The organism is Succinivibrio dextrinosolvens (genome assembly GCF_900116345.1).
GTDB lineage: Bacteria > Pseudomonadota > Gammaproteobacteria > Enterobacterales > Succinivibrionaceae > Succinivibrio > Succinivibrio dextrinosolvens_B.
On sequence record NZ_FPAH01000006.1, the window covers coordinates 15,952 to 32,288 of the forward strand.

Sequence of the window (16,337 nt, forward strand, 5' to 3'; positions counted from 1 at the left end):
TGCCTCTGCAGCTGCTTTCTTAGCTGCTACAGCTGCTGCGTGCTTATCAGCCTTAGCCTTTAAAACTGCCTCTTCGCCCATCTCGTTCTCAACAAGAAGACGCTTTACACGATCTGAAGGCTGTGCACCTTTAGCAATCCAAGCATTGATTGCTTCTAGATCTAGACGAAGACGAATCTCTTTACCTCTAGCGATTGGGTTGAAAATACCAACCTGCTGAATAAAACGACCAGTTGCAGCAAAACGCTTGTCTGCAACAATTACGTGATAAAATGGACGCTTTTTCGCACCTAAGCGACGTAAACGAATGACTACCATTTCGCATTACCTATATTTAGTTAAACAATCATGATGAAAAGTCATCATACAAAAACAGTTGCAGTATTTTACACCTTTTGGAGAAAAAAACAAGATCAACATCACTATTGAGAAATTATTTTTAACCTTCTGTAATTGAAGGGAAATATCATGGTGAATAAATCGAACTGTTTTAGATTTATATCGACAAATCAAATTGTTAAGAGAGATTGGTTAAGATTTTATAGAGATTAAAGATTATTTGGGGAGAAAAAAAATATTTCAGCTTCGATTACTGGTCGAAGCTGAAGTTATAGTTGGCAGTTAAAGACTATCTGCGGAAGAAGTTACCCATTCCGCCCATGCCTCCCATACCGCCCATCTGGCCCATCATGCCTTTCATAGCACCAGCCATCTTACGGATTCCGCCTTTACCCATCTTCTTCATCATCTTCTGGGTCATTTCAAACTGGCGTAGAAGCACATTAACCTCGTGAATTTCTACACCTGCACCCATAGCGATTCTCTTCTTTCTTGAGCCTTTGATAATCTCAGGATGTACTCTCTCTTTCTTGGTCATGGAGTTGATGATTGCTTCCATGTGCAGAAGAGACTTGTCGTTAACTTTATCCTTAATCTGATCGGAAATATTTCCCATACCAGGAAGCTTATCCAGAAGACCTGACATACCGCCCATCTTCTTCATCTGAGCAATCTGATCTCTGAAATCATCGAAGGTAAAGCCCTCACCGGACTTAATCTTCTGAGCAACCTTCTTTGCCTGTTCAATATCGGTGTTACGCTGCAGATCTTCAATAAGAGACAGCACATCGCCCATATCAAGAATACGGCTGGCAATACGATCAGGGTGGAATGGCTCCAAAGGAACAATCTTTTCACCAAGACCGATAAACTTGATTGGCTTACCAGTAATTTCCTTAACACTCAGTGCAGCACCACCACGGGCGTCACCGTCTGCCTTGGTCAGAATTACACCGGTCAGATCCAGAGCTTCACCAAAGGCTTTTGCTGTATTGGCAGCATCCTGACCAGTCATAGCATCAACAGTGAAAAAGGTTTCAATAGGATCGGTCAGAGCATGAAGTCTCTTAACCTCATTCATCATTTCCTCATCCACTGCAAGACGACCGGCAGTATCAAGAATCATTACATCATAAGCGCGTAATTTAGCTTCTTTTAATGCAGCTGTAGCGATATCCTCTGGCTTGTTCTTAGGATCAGATGGATAGTAGTCAACACCAATCTCAACAGCCAGAGTCTTTAACTGATCCATAGCTGCAGGTCTGTAGGTATCAACAGAAACCAGAAGAACCTTCTTGTTCATACGCTCTTTTAAGAACAGAGCTAATTTAGCTGCTGAAGTAGTTTTACCAGCACCCTGTAGACCTGCCAGAAGAATAACAGCAGGAGGCTGATGAGCAAGATTGATTTCACTTATCTGTCCGCCCAGAGTCTCAATCAGTTCAGCATGAACAGCCTTGATAAATTCCTGACCAGGAGACAGACTCAGATTAACTTCAGCGCCTAAAGCTCTTTCCTTTACTCTGTTGGTAAAGCTTTTAACAACAGGAAGAGCAACATCAGCTTCTAATAAAGCAGTACGAACCTCACGTAAGGTATCTTTGATGTTATCTTCAGTAATACGGCCTTTACCGCTTATATTCTTAAGGGTACGGGTTAATCTCTGGGTTAAATTCTCGAACATTGAAATCAGCTCTTAAAAAAAAACTAAACTACGGAATTTTGAATTATAACAGATACAAAATGATTTTGAAATTTTGCACAAATCCTGAAAAGCAGCCGGAGAGGATTAGATGAGCTTGATATCGCAGATGCACTAGATGAGAAAACCAAGGTGCATCTGCAGATAGTAGATATTAGTGAGTGGTCTTCTTAATGATGTAATTTCCCACAAACTGGAAGATACTGATCATAAGCAGGATAACAATCACTGTCAGCCAGATCATGTCACGATAGCCCATCTGATAACCGTATCTTATGGCAAAATCACCAAGACCGCCGGCACCGATGGCACCTGCGATAGCAGTAATACCGATGAAGGAAACAAAGGTAATCATGGTTACACGGGTGATACTAGGAATACTTTCCTTAAGATAGACACTGAAGATAATCTCCCATGGAGAAAGCCCCATTGACTGAGCAGCTTCAACAAGACCTCCGTCAATCTCGGATAGAACCTGTTCAATCTGTCTTGAAAAGAAAGGAACAGTTCCAAATACCAGAGCAACGAAGGAGCCTTCAAGACCGGAACCTGTACCTACAATAAAACGGGACAGAGGGATCAGAAGCACCATCAGAATAATGAAAGGGATTGAACGGATAACATCAATGCAGCGATCAAGAGTATTGAATACCAGTCTGTTGCGCATGATGCCGCCAGAGCGGGTCACAACCAGTGTTACACCAAGAGCAACACCCAGTACCCAGGCAATGGTTCCTGATACCAGCACCATAATGATGGTCTGATACAGGCACTCGTAGAATTCCTCAGCAAGCCTTTCAAAGTTAGGCATTAATGTATTTATCATGTTCATTATTTTAGAATCTCCACTTTAACGCCTTTATCCTTTATATACGCAACTGACTCTTCAATCTTTGAAGGCTCTCCTGTCAAATGCACTGCAAGTCTGCCCAGTGGCACTCCTTTTATATAATCGATATTTGCATAGAGAATGTTGACTCTTACCTTGAATAAATCACAGATCTGAGTCATCAGATCCTCACCGGTAGACTCTCCAGTATAGGTTAGAGACCAGATATTTGTACCTTCCTTGATATCTGCTAGAGAACCTTTCTGATGGAGAATATCCATAAAAGCTTTAACGTTAGAGGCGGTATCCAGGAATCGTTTGGTTAATGGAGCCTTAGGATCTGCAAAGAGGTCATAAACCCTACCGCACTCAACCACACTTCCGTTTTCCATAACCGCAGCTCGGTCACAGAGATCTTTTACAACAGACATCTGATGGGTAATTACCACAATAGTCAGATTGAGCTTCTTATTAAGCTCTTTCAGCAGAGTTATGATCTGCTCTGTAGTTTGTGGATCAAGGGCTGAGGTAGCCTCATCGCACAACAGCACTTCAGGATCACAGGCAAGGGCTCTGGCAATGGCAACACGCTGTTTCTGACCACCAGAAAGCTGAGATGGGTAGGCATCTCGGCGATCAGAAAGATCAACCATTTCCAGTAAGGACTCGATTTTTTTTACTCGCTCCTTCTTCTCCATTCCTGTTCTTTTTAAAGGAAGGTCGATGTTTTCAAAGACAGTTCTGGATGGCATCAGATTGAAATGCTGAAAGATCATGCCGATTCGCTGACGGATTTTACGAAGCTTACTGTCTTCAAGAGAGGTCAGTTCGGTATCACCAATGATTACCCTGCCCTCGGTTGGACGTTCCAGAAGATTGATACATCTTACCAGAGTTGATTTTCCTGCTCCGGAAAAACCGATGATTCCGAAAATCTCACCGTCGTTAATCTCAAGATTAACGTCCTTTAGAGCCTCAACTCTTCTTTTTTTCTGAATAAATGTTTTACTTATGTGTTCAAGTTTGATCATTTTGGTATAGCTTGTTGAAATATTAACTGTAGAATTATACATTAACAGCAGACGACTAAATAAGTTACATCCTTATTCAGTGCGATTTTTTTTAAGATTACAATCAGTAAATATAGGGTAAAAATATGAGATTCAATTTCAAATCAATCCTTCTTGCATCTGTGCTTTCAGTTACAGCCTTTGCATCAAATGCAGCTGATCTAAAAGAGATTAAGGTAGGCGTTGTTGGCGACTATGTTGCACAGTGGGATACCGTAAATGAGATTCTTAAGAAGGATAATCTGAAGGTTAAGCTGGTTAGATATTCTGACTATGCTACTCCAAACCGCGCTCTGCATGATGGTGAAATCGATCTGAATGCATTCCAGCACAAGGCATTCCTAAAGAATGACATCGAACGCAACGGTTACGAAATTGTAGATATCGGCGACACCATTATTACCCCTCTTTGCATCTTCAACAACAAGGATAAGATTAAATCTGTTGAGGATATCAAGGATGGCGATATCATTGCTATTCCATCTGATTTAACCAACGGCGGCCGTGCCCTTAAGGTTCTGGAGTCTGCAGGTCTAATCAAGGTTGATCCTGCTAAGGGTTACACACCAACCAAGGCTGATATCACCGAATACGTTAAGAAGATTAAGATTCGTGAAGCTGAGTCAGGTATTCTGGCCAGAATTCTTCCTGACGTAAGTGCTGCTCTAATCAACGGTGGCAATGCATACACAGCAAAGCTGAATCCAAGCACCGATTCAATCTATCAGGAAAATATAGATCCTAAGGTAAATCCAGCTGCAGCTGTGCTTATCAACGTAATTGCAGCTAAAAAGGACAGAGCAAACGATGCTGATCTCAAGAAGGTTGTAGAGGCTTACCAGACTGATGCTGTTGCCGACACCATTCTTGAGGCTTACAAGGGCGCTTTCCTTCCTGCATGGGCAGGCGCTAAGGGCGGATTTGTTAAATAGAGCCAACGCATGATCTTAAATCTTAAAGACTACCTTGGAGCACTCGAAAAGGTAGTCAATATCGATTGCGGCAGTACTGATCCTGAGGGAGTTACCACTGTCTGCCGTATTTTCTGCAATCTATTCAAAGACAGCGGTTTTCATGTTGAAGAGGTTGACCTTGGTGATAAGGTTGGCCATGGAATGTTTGCCACCAATAAACCAGGTGCAGAACATTATGATCTGCTGCTGTCAGGACATCTTGATACAGTTTTTGCCAAAGGAACCGCAAAGGAGAGACCTTTCAGAATTGAAGAAGGCATAGCCTACGGCCCAGGCGTAGCCGACATGAAGAATGGCTGTCTTGCTATTCTTTTTGCCTTATGTACCCTGAAAAAGGAAATTCTGAACTCACTTTCAATAGCAGTTCTTTTCAATCCAGATGAAGAGATAGGAAGTCCTGCTTCAACCCCATGGATTGATTCCTATGCAAAAAAATCAACCTATGCCCTGGTCTTTGAGTCACAGGAAAAACTCGGACTTATAACCGAAAGACGCAAAGGTATATCCCACATTGATGTCTTCATGCACGGTGTAGGTGCTCATGCAGGCTTCTGTCCTGAAAAGGGAAGAAGTGCCATTAACGCCATGGCCAACTGTATCTTCAGAATCAATTCTCTTGCCACCAAAGATATTACCGTTAATTTCGGTACTATTCAGGGAGGAAGCATTGCCAATGCAATTGCTCAGGAATGCAGTGCACGAATTGATGTCCGTTTCTGGACCAACGAGCAGTGGGAAGATTTCTTTAGCAAGTTCAAGGCTGAATTTGAAAAACCATTTGGTAAGGATATAAAAGCCGAATATAAGATTCTGGTCTTAAATCCACCAATGATTATGGTTGATGGTATAGATGATCTCAAAAAGATTGTAAGTGAATCTGCCCAGAAGGTCGGCTTTAAGTGTACCTTCCAGTCATCCGGTGGTGTATCAGACGGCAATCATATCTCCCAGTGCGGACTTCCGGTTTTAGATTCCTTCGGTCCGATTGGCGGTGACTGTCATACTGACAGAGAATGGCTGGATATTGATTCAGTGAACACCTCAGTTGCCTGGCTCAAGAATATTATGACCAGGTTTTATGAGCTCAAAAATCAGTAGAAACAGTAGTAGGATTACATGCATTCAGACATTCTGACCCGCGGCAATATCTACAGATCGATAATTGTCTACGCTATTCCGATTATCATCGGCAACAGTGTTCAGCAGTTATACAATTTCTTCGATATGCTAATCGTGGGCAGAATCATTGGACTTGATGCTCTTGCTGCCTGTGGCGCCACCGGTCCAATATTCTTTCTGGTTTTCGGCTTTATCTTTGCCTCCACTCAGGGCTTTACGATTGTAACCGCCCAGAAGTTCGGCGAGAAGAATTATGATCTCATAAAAAAATCCTATGCCATCTCAACCATTCTCTCGGTTATCATCGCCATAGGAGTAACCCTTCTGATTCTTCCCCTCTCCTACCGTATACTGAGGTTGCTGCATACTCCGGAAGAAATCATGGAGCTGGCACATACCTATATGTATATAATCGTGGCAGGAACTCTACCACTGATTCTATACAATCTTTTAGCCTGCATCATGAGAGCATTGGGAGACAGTAAGACTCCGCTTTATTTTCTTATTATCTCCTCGGTTTTAAATCTATGTCTTGACCTGGTCTTTATCCTGGTTTTCAAGCTGGGAATTGCCGGTGCCGCCTATGCCACAGTTGTAGCCTGGACAGTTTCTGACATTCTCTGCTACATCTATATTCACAGAAGATTTCCAGAATTAAGACTGTCCTTAGAGGATTTCAGATTCAGATTTGATTTTTTCTTTAAGCACATCAGGATTGGAATTCCTATGGGACTGCAGCTATGTGTGATATCTCTTTGTACTCTCGTTCTGCAGAGCGGTATCAATCGTCTGGGAACCAATGCTGTAGCAGCCTTTGCCACAGCGATTATTGTTGATCAGATCTTCACCCAGCTTTATATTGCCCTAGGTTCGGTAATATCTGTCTTTACAGCACAGAACTATGGAGCCTGCTATTATCAGAGAATAACCGACGGTGTTAAAAAGGGATTTATACTCAATATCGGAATCACCGTATTTCTGGCAGCGCTGGTATTACTGTTCTCTAAGCCCCTCATTGAGGTTTTCATTGAAAGTAACAACCTCACGATTATAAGACTCGCACAGGAGACATTATACGTCTATGTGTGTTTCTATATCTTCTTCGGCATGATCATGGTTCTGAAGAATACACTGTTGGGACTTGGTCTTGCCAGATACCCTCTCATCTCAAGCTTCTTTGAGCTTGGCCTGCGCTTTTTCATAATTGATCTGCTGCTGGAGAAATTCGCCTATATAGGGGTCTGTGCCATCATGCCTATAGGCTGGATTGTAGGCTTTTCAATTATGTTTGCTGCTTATCTGTACGAAAAAAAGAGACTTGCAATATAGCAGGCCTCTTCTTAGCTTTTTTCGGAGGTAATTTAGAAATCCGGAGCAAAAGCCTCATTTCTGGCAACCACATTTGGAGGAAGAAACTTTTTGAGCTGCTCCTGAAGATATAGCTTTTTAGCCTTGGAATACTCATCATCAAAGTCACAGTGATAAAGCCAGCCATAAGCCTCTTCATACATGATTGGAGAGCCAAAGCCTCGAACCAGCATATCAGCCCAGTTCAATCTGGCGGTCTTCGAACCTAAAGCTGCAGCAGTATGCATGTACTGCTCAGACATATTAAGACTCTTACCCATACCGGAACCGCGCTCATAGAATACCGACATCTGCATCATTGCAGGAGCATAACCGTCATCAGCTGAATGTCTGATGTAACCTAAGCCAAGTTCCTTATCTTCTCGAACGCAGATACCGTTCATCAGCATCTGACCCCAGGCATACATGAATACAGGGACTTTAACAATACGGGCACGATCTTCAATATCGGCGGTGAACTGACAGCGGTCCTGATCTCTTACAACAGCAGCAAGTCTGCTGTTTTCAATAATGGAATTCATTTTGTCAGGAGAATACATTTCAGTATTGGCATTAGGAGCTGCATTGGTGAGACCGCTGAAATCGATGTTTGCCAGAGTATCTCGTGCCACCATGGCTCTGGTTGAGGTCACGACCTCATACTTGGCAGCAGAAACTTCTCCTGAATAGGAATAGATAGCTAAGCCAAGGGCCAGTGCGATTGCACTAAACTTAGAGTATTTAACCATTGGGTTCCTCCTTGGCTTAACGTTATTATTTAATTATAGAACATATATACAAAGTCAAATCTTCAGATCACTCTGAAAACCTGCGCTACTCTTGTCCCATATATATTTACGGCAGGATCCTAAAAAAATTTAGAAATAAAAAAGGCGATACTTTAATTTTTTAAGTATCGCCCTTTAAATCATTTTCTAAATGGATTTGAGATTACTTGTTCTCTGATAACCACTTCTGAGCAAAATCAACACCCTTCTTGATGTTGGTTGCTAACTGAGGAGCTGCCTCGTCAATTAACTTCTGCTCGAACTCTGAAACGGTACCGTAGTCGATAACCTCATCCCAACCGTTCTTACCGAAACGAACTGCCTGAGCGAAGAATGGAGCAACCTTTGAGCCGCCTTCAACGTATGCGTACTCGTTAACGCCTGGCTCACCCATTAAGCCCTTAACAACCTTAAGAGCAAAACGTGCACCAGCAGTTGCCATTGATAGAGTTGCTGAACCAGCACCAGCCTTAGCCTCAACAACCTCAGTACCAGCGTTCTGGATACGATCGGTTAGAGCCTTGATACGGTCGTCAGCAATCTTCTCGTGACCGATAACCTTTGATAATAGAGGGATAATGGTGGTGCCTGAGTGACCGCCGATTACTGGAACCAGGATTCTCTGGTTAGAAATGCCTAGCTCAGCTGCTAAGAAGGTCTCTGAACGTAGAACGTCAAGAGCTGAAACACCGAATAGACGGTGCTTGTCGTATACACCCTCAGCCTTTAGAACTTCAGCTGCTAGAGGTACAGTTGAGTTAACTGGGTTGGTGATGATGCAGATGCATGCCTTTGGACATACACGTGCACAGTTGCGAACTAAGTTAGCAATGATACCTGCGTTGATGTTGAACAGATCATCACGGGTCATACCTGGCTTACGTGCAACACCTGCTGGAATTACAACAACGTCAGCGCCCTCTAAAGCCTTTGGAAGATCATCGCCAGTGTAACCCTGAACTTCAACGTCTGTTGGGATGTGGCTTAGATCAACTGCTACACCTGGGGTAAATGGTGCAACGTCAAATAAACCTAACTTTGAACCTGCTGGTAATGAATTCTTTAAAATCATTGATAAAGGCTGGCCAATACCGCCTGCTGCACCTAAAACTGCAACTTTCATGTGTTACTCCTAACAAAATGAAAAAGGTAGAAACTACGTCTACGTCATAAATAAAAATTTTTGTGTATTCCGTGATTATACCAAACACGAAATAGTCTTTGTTTAATCTGCACAGTATACAACGTGATTATGTGATATTAATAGAAAAATGCAGAGATATAGAGCATACCTCTGCATTTTGTATAATAGGCTGCACCAAAAACTACAGATTATTCGCCCTTGGAGAAATCCAACAGAGAATATATTGAGTCTTCCTTTCCATCAAGGCATCTGGTGCTGTCAAAATACTCTTCAACTGATGGCAGTCTTCCCAGTTTTGCGGTTACTGCAGCAAGCTCTGCACTTCCAAGGAACACATTTGCACCATTACCGAGTCGGTTAGGGAAATTTCGGGTTGAAGTTGAAATCACGGTGGCGTTATCTGCAACACGGGCCTGATTACCCATACACAGTGAACAGCCAGGGATCTCAATACGAGCGCCGGCCTTGCCCAGGATTGACAGTAAACCTTCATCTGAAAGCTGCTGTCTGTCCATACGGGTTGGAGGTGCCATCCACAGTCTTACCTTAGCCTCACTCTTTAAGTCCCTGAAGATTTCGGCAGCAGCACGGTAATGACCGATATTGGTCATGCAGGAGCCGATGAAGACTTCATCAATCTTGGTGCCAGCAACCTCAGAGAGTAGTCTTGCATCATCAGGATCATTAGGAGCACACAGGATTGGCTCGTTAATCTCGTCTAGGTTGATTTCCAGAACCTCAGCATAGGAGCAGTCCTTATCAGCCTCAATCAGAGATGGGTTATCAAGCCACTGCTGCATAGCATCAGCACGCTTTAACAGAGCATCCTTTGACTCGTAGCCATCCTTTGCCATCTGTCTTAAAAGAGCAATATTTGACTTCAGGTATTTCTCGACAGATGCCTGAGAGAGCTTGATAGCACAGGCTGCAGCGGAACGTTCAGCTGAAGCATCGGCAAGCTCAAAGGCGTGTTCTACGCTTAAATCCTCAAGACCTTCAATCTCGATAATCTTGCCGGAGAATACGTTCTTCTTGCCCTTCTTCTCTACTGTCAGAAGACCTTTCTTAATTGCAAAGTAAGGAATAGCGTGAACCAGATCACGAAGTGTGATACCAGCCTTACGCTTACCGGTAAATTTAACCAGTACAGACTCAGGCATATCCAGAGGCATAATTCCGGTAGCAGCAGCAAAGGCAACCAGACCGGAACCTGCAGCAAAGGAAATACCTAAAGGCATACGGGTATGAGAATCACCGCCGGTACCTACGGTATCAGGCAGACACATTCTGTTAAGCCAGGTATGGATTACACCGTCACCAGGATTTAGAGCAACACCGCCGCGTGAGTGGATAAACTTTGGCAGAGTTGAGTGGGTCTTAACATCAACACTCTTAGGATAGGCAGCAGTATGACAGAAGGACTGCATAACCATTGGAGCGGTAAACTTCAGACAGGCTAAATCCACCAGCTCATCACGGGTCATAGGACCTGTAGTATCCTGAGAACCTACAGTAGTAATTACAGGCTGACAGTACTGACCTGGGCGGATACCTTCAACACCGCAGGCACGACCGACAATCTTCTGGGCACGGGTAAAGCCGCCTGAGGCCTTAACCTCTGAAGCTTTAGCAAATACATCAGTTGGACCAAGCTTCAGATAGGCTCTTGCTCGGTCAGTCAGATCCTTGCCGATAATCAGAGGAATTCTACCGCCGGCACGAACTTCATCTAATAAAGTAGGAGTCTTAAGTGCGAAGCTGCATAGAACCTCACCGCTCTCATGGCTTGTGATGGTACCGTCGTATACGTTCAGATCAACCACATCACCGCGGTTTAGCTTGGATACATCAGCCTCTAAAGGCAGAGCACCTGAATCCTCCAAGGTATTGTAAAAGATTGGGGCAATCTTGCCACCAACAACTATACCGCCAGCTCTCTTGTTAGGTACTCCTTCAATATCATGACCGATATGCCATAAAAGAGAATTTGCAGCAGATTTTCTTGAGGAGCCGGTACCAACCACGTCACCTACGAAAATCAGTGGATAACCTTTGCTCTTAAGCTCTTCGATAGTAGAAACAGGGCCCTTAACGCCTTCCACATCAGCCTTGAGATCATCACGTGACATCTTGTACATGGCAAGTGCATGCAGAGGAATATCAGGACGTGACCAGGCATCTGGAGCAGGAGAGAAATCATCGGTATTGGTTTCACCTGCAACCTTGAATACGGTCAGAGTCACCTTTGATGGGAAACTGTCTTTTGAAGTAAACCAGGTGGCATCAGCCCATTTTTTAATCAGGCTTAAGGCATTGGAGTTGCCCTTGTCAGCAAGATCTGCAATCTCATCAAAGGCATTGTAGATAAGCAGAGTATGCTCAAGTGCACTTTCAGCCTCTTGGGCCATAGCTGAGTCTTCAAGCAGCTTGATGAGATAACCTACATTGAAGCCGCCCTTCATGGTTCCTAAAAGCTTTACAGCAAGAGTCTTGTCCATAATCGGACTTACTGCCTTGCCGGATGCAATGTTGTACAGGAACTCAGCCTTGATAGCAGATGACTCATCTACACCAGGATTGATTCTGTCCTTTAAAAGGTGCAGCAGTTCATTCTCTGAACCTACTGGAGGATTCTTTAAAAGCTCACAGAGCTCTTTTGTAAAATCTGCATTTAAAGGCAGAGGCTCTACACCAAGACGAGCACGCTCTTTGGCCTGCTCAAAATACTCAGTTAAATACTTTTCCATATAAGCGGTACACCTGTAGTAATTATCGTATCTGGCTCCAGTCAAAGAACTTACCCGGATCGGTTTTTCTGCCTGGTGCTACTTCATTATGTCCGGCTATATTGTTTCCAATATCCGGATAGGTTTCCTTAAGGACAGCAATTACTTCCTTAAGAGTTGAATACTGCTCTATAGTGTATTCAAGATCATCACAGCCCTCAAGTTCGATACCAATTGAGTAATCATTGCACTCTTTGTGCCCATTATATGATGATCTGCCTGCGTGCCAGGCTCTGTCCAGGAAGGATACGTACTGAGTGATTACGCCCTGACGGTTGATGAAAAGATGAGTTGAAACCTCAAGATGAGCAACTTCCTTGAAGTAAGGATGAGCGTCTGGATCTAAAGTTCCCTTGAAAATGTCATCAACGTAGGGACCGCCGAACTGGCGAGGTGGAAGAGAAATACAGTGAATTACGATAAGAGAGATTTTAATCCCTTCAGGTCTTTTTCCAAACCTGTCAACAGGGACTTTACGGATGTTTATATCGTCAGAATATAGCCATCCTGACTTGATTTGAAACACAGATACCTCCTTTTAGAAGGCGGTTAAAGTCTTTTTGGTGTCAAGAAAGTTAATAACATGAGACTTAGCTTTGTGAGTATCAGCAAACTGAATTACTTCATAGTTTGATGAATCGGACAGTAAAGCTCTGAGCAGACGGTTGTTCAGATCATGACCGGTCTTGTAAGCCTTGAAGTTAGCAAGAATACTGTGACCATCCATGTACAGATCACCGATTGCATCTAAAAGCTTGTGCTTAACAAACTCATCCTCATAACGAAGGCCTTCTGGGTTGATAACTCTGTGATCATCCATAACCACAGCATTCTCTAAAGAACCGCCTAAGGCCAGATTATGAGCGTGCATATACTCAACATCTCTCATGAAGCAGAAGGTTCTTGCTCTTGAAACGTTACGAGCAAAAGCCTCGCCAGTAAAGGACATGGCATAATGCTGCTTGTCCTTGTCCATTGCAGGATGGTTGAAGTCAATCTGCAAATCAAGATTGAAGCCGCTCTCTGATGGAGTAAGCTCTGCCCACTTGCCATCATTCTCAACGCGAACCTTGCGGACTACACGCAGGAATTTCTTAGGAACAGACAGTTCCTGAATACCGATGGAAGCAAACAGATAAATGAATGGCTGAGCTGAACCATCCATTACAGGAATCTCTGGGGCATTAACATCTACAAACAGATTATCAATACCTAAAGCAGAAAGTGCGGCAGTCAGATGTTCAACGGTAGAAATACGGACACCGGAATCATTTACCAGTGCGGTACACAGCTGAGTATCCTTAACGTTATCCGCTGTACATTTCATTGTAACATTAGGATTCAGATCGGTTCTTGTATAAACAATACCGGTATCTGCTGGAGCTGGTCTGAAAGCCACCTCAACCTTAGCACCTGAATGTAAACCGATACCAGTCATGGATACTGGCTTTAGAATTGTACGCTGATTGATCATCAAAATACCTCACAATTTTCTGAGTGTAATTATAGTACATCTTTCAGATATGTGAAACTCGTCAAAGAATATTTTATATCTCGAACTTCACTGTCACACATCTTAGGATGCATCCCTTAGCGATAACTTAGCAGTATTTCCAACGTTCTGTTAACATTCATCTTTCTGTATTCTACATGTTTAAGATTCATCCTCCACTTTAGCTCTTACCCAAAAAGAAGGGTCAGCTGACGCTGACCCTACGGATTAAAATTCATTTCTTGAATTTAAGATAGGAGGAAGATTCCAGGCATCGGAGCTCTGCCCCTGATTATCCTGAGGATTGATTCCACCTCCCTCGAAAATCTTGGTATTGGCTGTCTGAGCTAAGGTCTGATTCTGTATGGTATTATCAGCAAACATAGCAGCTTTGTTAGCCTCCCGCTCATTCAGATTTCTCAGTTCGCGCTTTGCCATATTGGCAGGCTTCTTAGGATCAACAGCACTGATACCTGCAATCAGCAGAGTCAGAGAAACCTCATCTTCTGCCAAGTTCTCATCAAAGAAGATACCGGTCTTGCAGTCAGCATCCTCATCGGCATAAGCCTGAATTGCGGAACAGACGTTATCCAGCTGGATAATCGGGAAGTTCGGATTGATCTTCACATAAGCCATCACACCTGAGGCTGACTTGATATCTACCTGATCAACCAGAGGAGAATTGATTGCCTTGTCAACAGCATCCTCAACCATGTTAGGACCTTTACCAAAGCCGTTGCAGATAACGGCATGGCCTCTGCCACGCATAATGGTAACCACGTCAGCGAAGTCAAGGTTGATGAAGGCAGGAACAGTAATAGCGTCAGTAATGCCTCTTACAGCATTTAAAAGCACATCGTTTGCACACTCAAAAGCCTTGATGATGGCAATGTTGGCTCCAAGATTACGCAGAAGCTTGTCATTATCAATAACAATCAGAGAATCCACGTGCTTTGAAAGCTCAGTGATACCTGACTCGGCATTTACAGCATGACGTTTACCCTCAAAGGTAAATGGTTTGGTAACCACAGCAACAGTCAGAGCCCCGACTTCCTTTGCAATCTGGGCAATGATTGGAGCCGCACCGGTACCGGTACCACCGCCCATACCGGCGGTAATAAAGATCATGTCTGCGCCCTGCAGGAGCTTCTTGATATCTTCTGCAGACTCTTCAGCTGCCTTTCTACCCTTGTTGGGATCACAGCCTGAACCAAGACCTGAGGTCAGCTTTACACCGATCTGAACTTTAATATCGGAGGTTGATCTGGTCAGAGAATTAGCATCAGTATTTACTGCAATGAATTCAACATTCTTCAGATCATTATCAATCATGTGCTGAATGGTATTGCAGCCACCGCCACCTACACCAACAACGATAATTTTAGCGTTATAAATTTTATTAGTTTCAGTAGAATCCAGTACTGAATAATCGTCGCTCATGGCAATCTCCAAAAAAAATCCACTTATACTTCAATAGTAGCACTCAAGTCTTAAAACAGACATAGTTCACTTACGAAAAAAATTGAGTAATATCAAACTTTTGTTAAAAATACTCTAAAAATGCCCTTTTAAGGCGATCTTTGAGTCTCCTGCCCTCAAAAACACGGAGCCCATAAACGACACCACCACTTTTTTGAAGTGGTGGCGAGAGCTTTAAAGCTGGTCGAAATATTTCTTTGCAAGCTTTATGTATTCATTGTTGATGTATTTCTGGGATTTGATGCGGTTACTTATCTGCACATCGTTTGTATCCAGAGACTTCAGCACAATCAGCGTATTGCTGGTCAAATCCTTTTCAAGATTCTGTATCCAGCTTCTGCGGTTACCCTGATGATCAAACAGCTTAATCTGCTCGTCAAGAGAAGTTACATGATGTTTCTTCAGATCCTCAAGACACTCTTCTTTGGTGTACTCCTTTCCAGAGAGCTGCTTGTAGAAAAGCTGGTAATCATCAACCAGGGATTCGACATTATCAATCTGAAGCTGCAGTGCCTTGAAATACATGGCCAGAAACTTTGCCACCAGATCAGGATTTGCATGTCCAAAGGCTTCATTAACCTTAATGGTTGTTGGAAGAACTTCACCAAGCTGTTCTGCGGTAACCACCTCTTTATAGCCAACCTTTAAGGCATCATTCAGATCAGGAGACCACAGTGCAAGTCCGTAGTATTTGTTTTTCTGAAGCTCACCGGTAATATCCGAATCAGGGAATTTAATCATCTTAATATCATGCAGGTCCAGCCCGAAGATATCAAGCCATCTTGCAAGTGTGTAGATACCGGCTCCAACACCTTTAATCGCAAAGGTCTTACCCTTGATTGCCTCAGGTGTGCCATAGACCTTTGGGAAATACTCATCATAGCCCTGGGTCTTGAAGATCTCACTGTTCTCCATAGCCAGAACTGAAGTTGCAGCAGCTTCGTCATTGGCAATGGCGATAACTTCCACAAATACATCTTTGCCGCCCATGATAAAAGGAACGTGTCCGGTGCAGGAGATATTCCAGGAGGTTGGATCCTTACGATACTGCTTCATAATCGCAAGTCCATTGTAGTTGGTAATGGTTAAATCCAGCTCAAAGCCCAGCTTCCTATCCCATCCCTGCTGCTCAGCATACCACAGAAGAAATCCTTCATGCTCTAAAAGAAAGGTGGCCTTAACCTTTGGGAGCTCTGATGCACTACAGACAAAACTTAGAAGCAGAACAAAAACGCCTACAAATTTCGCGATAAACCTTTTCATATCAA

Annotated in this window: 13 protein-coding genes and 1 pseudogene; 3 read left to right on the plus strand and 11 right to left on the minus strand. The window is 43.3% G+C overall.

Annotated elements, in window-relative coordinates; all coding sequences use genetic code 11:
- Nucleotides 1–93: 93 nt before the first annotated feature.
- The 4 genes and pseudogenes from rpsP to BM308_RS03025 all read right to left on the minus strand — a co-directional run.
- Nucleotides 94–318: pseudogene (gene rpsP / locus BM308_RS13580) on the minus strand (30S ribosomal protein S16); the annotation flags it as partial.
- Nucleotides 319–628: 310 nt separating this feature from the next.
- Nucleotides 629–2,023 carry a signal recognition particle protein gene (gene ffh, locus BM308_RS03015; protein WP_074942812.1) on the minus strand — a complete coding sequence of 465 codons (1,395 nt, stop codon included), beginning with the start codon at nucleotides 2,021–2,023 and terminating at the stop codon, nucleotides 629–631.
- A gap of 172 nt (nucleotides 2,024–2,195) precedes the next feature.
- Entirely contained in the window at nucleotides 2,196–2,873 is a 678-nt protein-coding gene (locus tag BM308_RS03020) for a methionine ABC transporter permease (protein WP_074942813.1), read from the minus strand.
- Complete coding sequence (locus BM308_RS03025) at nucleotides 2,873–3,901, minus strand: methionine ABC transporter ATP-binding protein (protein ID WP_074942885.1); 1,029 nt, start codon at nucleotides 3,899–3,901, stop codon at nucleotides 2,873–2,875. The genes BM308_RS03020 and BM308_RS03025 overlap by 1 nt, the downstream gene beginning before the upstream one ends.
- Before the next feature lie 125 nt (nucleotides 3,902–4,026).
- Here BM308_RS03025 and BM308_RS03030 point away from each other — a divergent pair, with 125 nt between their 5' ends.
- The 3 genes from BM308_RS03030 to BM308_RS03040 are packed head-to-tail and all read left to right on the plus strand — an operon-like array spanning nucleotide 4,027 to nucleotide 7,362.
- The gene (locus BM308_RS03030; RefSeq protein ID WP_074942814.1) at nucleotides 4,027–4,872 is read left to right on the plus strand and encodes a MetQ/NlpA family ABC transporter substrate-binding protein; all 846 of its coding nucleotides are present in this window, start codon (nucleotides 4,027–4,029) and stop codon (nucleotides 4,870–4,872) included.
- A 9-nt stretch (nucleotides 4,873–4,881) separates the two neighbouring features.
- Nucleotides 4,882–6,012: a M20 family metallopeptidase gene (locus tag BM308_RS03035; RefSeq protein WP_074942815.1), complete on the plus strand. Its 1,131-nt coding sequence runs from the start codon at nucleotides 4,882–4,884 to the stop codon at nucleotides 6,010–6,012.
- An 18-nt stretch (nucleotides 6,013–6,030) separates the two neighbouring features.
- Nucleotides 6,031–7,362, plus strand: a complete 1,332-nt coding sequence (locus BM308_RS03040; protein ID WP_074942816.1) for an MATE family efflux transporter — start codon at nucleotides 6,031–6,033, stop codon at nucleotides 7,360–7,362.
- A 32-nt stretch (nucleotides 7,363–7,394) separates the two neighbouring features.
- Here BM308_RS03040 and BM308_RS03045 read toward each other — a convergent pair whose 3' ends face one another.
- The 7 genes from BM308_RS03045 to BM308_RS03075 form a co-directional block, all read right to left on the minus strand.
- Nucleotides 7,395–8,129: a tetratricopeptide repeat protein gene (locus tag BM308_RS03045; protein WP_083425420.1), complete on the minus strand. Its 735-nt coding sequence runs from the start codon at nucleotides 8,127–8,129 to the stop codon at nucleotides 7,395–7,397.
- Between the two features lie 202 nt (nucleotides 8,130–8,331).
- Complete coding sequence (gene mdh, locus BM308_RS03050; protein ID WP_074942817.1) at nucleotides 8,332–9,291, minus strand: malate dehydrogenase; 960 nt, start codon at nucleotides 9,289–9,291, stop codon at nucleotides 8,332–8,334.
- Between the two features lie 209 nt (nucleotides 9,292–9,500).
- The gene (locus BM308_RS03055) at nucleotides 9,501–12,059 is read right to left on the minus strand and encodes a bifunctional aconitate hydratase 2/2-methylisocitrate dehydratase (RefSeq protein WP_074942818.1); all 2,559 of its coding nucleotides are present in this window, start codon (nucleotides 12,057–12,059) and stop codon (nucleotides 9,501–9,503) included.
- Nucleotides 12,060–12,081: 22 nt separating this feature from the next.
- Complete coding sequence (gene ampD / locus BM308_RS03060) at nucleotides 12,082–12,624, minus strand: 1,6-anhydro-N-acetylmuramyl-L-alanine amidase AmpD (protein WP_074942819.1); 543 nt, start codon at nucleotides 12,622–12,624, stop codon at nucleotides 12,082–12,084.
- A gap of 12 nt (nucleotides 12,625–12,636) precedes the next feature.
- Nucleotides 12,637–13,572 carry a UDP-3-O-acyl-N-acetylglucosamine deacetylase gene (gene lpxC / locus BM308_RS03065; protein ID WP_074942820.1) on the minus strand — a complete coding sequence of 312 codons (936 nt, stop codon included), beginning with the start codon at nucleotides 13,570–13,572 and terminating at the stop codon, nucleotides 12,637–12,639.
- Between the two features lie 246 nt (nucleotides 13,573–13,818).
- On the minus strand, nucleotides 13,819–15,030 hold the full coding sequence (gene ftsZ / locus BM308_RS03070) for a cell division protein FtsZ (protein ID WP_074942821.1): 1,212 nt from the start codon (nucleotides 15,028–15,030) through the stop codon (nucleotides 13,819–13,821).
- Nucleotides 15,031–15,243: 213 nt separating this feature from the next.
- Nucleotides 15,244–16,332, minus strand: coding sequence for an ABC transporter substrate-binding protein (locus BM308_RS03075; RefSeq protein ID WP_074942822.1), 1,089 nt, complete (start codon nucleotides 16,330–16,332; stop codon nucleotides 15,244–15,246).
- Nucleotides 16,333–16,337: the final 5 nt, after the last annotated feature.

Coding starts and splice junctions, on each gene's coding strand:
- ffh (WP_074942812.1), bottom strand. CDS start 2,023: ATGTTCGAGAATTTAACCCAGAGATTAACCCGTACCCTTAAGAATATA.
- BM308_RS03020 (WP_074942813.1), bottom strand. CDS start 2,873: ATGAACATGATAAATACATTAATGCCTAACTTTGAAAGGCTTGCTGAG.
- BM308_RS03025 (WP_074942885.1), bottom strand. CDS start 3,901: ATGATCAAACTTGAACACATAAGTAAAACATTTATTCAGAAAAAAAGA.
- BM308_RS03030 (WP_074942814.1), top strand. CDS start 4,027: ATGAGATTCAATTTCAAATCAATCCTTCTTGCATCTGTGCTTTCAGTT.
- BM308_RS03035 (WP_074942815.1), top strand. CDS start 4,882: ATGATCTTAAATCTTAAAGACTACCTTGGAGCACTCGAAAAGGTAGTC.
- BM308_RS03040 (WP_074942816.1), top strand. CDS start 6,031: ATGCATTCAGACATTCTGACCCGCGGCAATATCTACAGATCGATAATT.
- BM308_RS03045 (WP_083425420.1), bottom strand. CDS start 8,129: ATGGTTAAATACTCTAAGTTTAGTGCAATCGCACTGGCCCTTGGCTTA.
- mdh (WP_074942817.1), bottom strand. CDS start 9,291: ATGAAAGTTGCAGTTTTAGGTGCAGCAGGCGGTATTGGCCAGCCTTTA.
- BM308_RS03055 (WP_074942818.1), bottom strand. CDS start 12,059: ATGGAAAAGTATTTAACTGAGTATTTTGAGCAGGCCAAAGAGCGTGCT.
- lpxC (WP_074942820.1), bottom strand. CDS start 13,572: ATGATCAATCAGCGTACAATTCTAAAGCCAGTATCCATGACTGGTATC.
- ftsZ (WP_074942821.1), bottom strand. CDS start 15,030: ATGAGCGACGATTATTCAGTACTGGATTCTACTGAAACTAATAAAATT.
- BM308_RS03075 (WP_074942822.1), bottom strand. CDS start 16,332: ATGAAAAGGTTTATCGCGAAATTTGTAGGCGTTTTTGTTCTGCTTCTA.